This is a genomic window from Verrucomicrobiia bacterium (assembly GCA_035629175.1).
Taxonomy (GTDB): Bacteria; Verrucomicrobiota; Verrucomicrobiia; order Limisphaerales; family DASXHY01; genus DASXHY01.
Genome location: DASPIL010000056.1, coordinates 1 through 1,033, shown reverse-complemented (window position 1 = coordinate 1,033; position 1,033 = coordinate 1). Strand labels below are relative to the sequence as shown.

Genomic DNA, 1,033 nt, shown 5'->3' with positions numbered 1-1,033 from the left:
TCGTCCAGCGCAGGGAGATTCACCGGGCGCGCACCCGGCGCACACAGGTCGGCCAGCTTCACGTCGCCCGCCTGGACTTCCTGCTGGGTGTAGCCTGTCATGCGGCAAAACATGTCGTTCGCCTCGACAATGCTGCCATGGATATTCCAGCAGCACATGCCGACGATATTGGTCTTTGCGATTTGGCGCAGCGACTCTTCACCGAATGGCACAGGGGATGTCAAAGCGTACCTCTTATGGGAAGCATTCGCGTTTAGACAGTAGAAGGGAACGATGGTTGTTGTATGCAGGAGCCACCTCCCCTTTCGGGCCTGCATGTTTTCCCGCAAAAAATCCCATGGATATGGCAGGCAAAAAGCATTGTCATCGGCTGTAATTGCTGAATAGCAATGATTGAACAGTTTCGCGTCCGCTACCGACGTAACCTGAGGCGTGAAAAGACTCAGCGATTTTTTGAGGAGGACCGCATGCTCCGGACAGACGCTGCGAAAACCGACAGGTTTCTGGAATACCTCGAAAACCGAATCAAAGCAAAGCGCGCCGAGTATGCTCGCCCGGACACATCAGCCCGTAGTCGGGACATCCTTGAAACCGAGATTGCGGAAGTGCGGGCGATCTGTCGGGCGTACAAGGAACAGTTCCTTGACGATTGCGTCGCGGAACATCACTAAGCGTCATGAACCCGTTCCGCGATCGCCGTCATCCCCGCCGCCGATATAACGCGGGTCGGGCGCCAGATAGACGAATACCGGGCGGTTAAGCACACCGGGGGGCGCGACACGGCTGAGATCGAAATGGCTGACACCGGTGCCCACATTGAAGGCCCAGGCAAAGGACTTGCCGCCGACGACAAACTTCACGATCTCACCGCCCGTCACGTTGACCCATTTCGTGTCGGGACGGATTTCGATTATCTGGGTTGCCGCTGTGTCCGGAGCGGGATCGCCGAGAAAGCTGACGGCAGGCTCGTTGTTGAAGTGCGTGCATGCGGACAGGGCCACAATGGCGCAGAAAGGAATTCGGATTGGATTCA

General features: G+C 56.9%; 2 protein-coding genes. Both read right to left on the bottom strand.

The window, feature by feature from the left end; all coding sequences use genetic code 11:
- A partial coding sequence (locus VEH04_08995) for a PAS domain-containing protein (GenBank protein HYG22905.1) occupies positions 1 to 224 on the bottom strand: 224 nt, incomplete at its 3' end.
- 450 nt (positions 225 to 674) lie between these two features.
- Positions 675 to 1,033, bottom strand: a 359-nt coding sequence (locus tag VEH04_08990; protein HYG22904.1) for a CzcE family metal-binding protein, incomplete at its 5' end; no start/stop codon positions are given.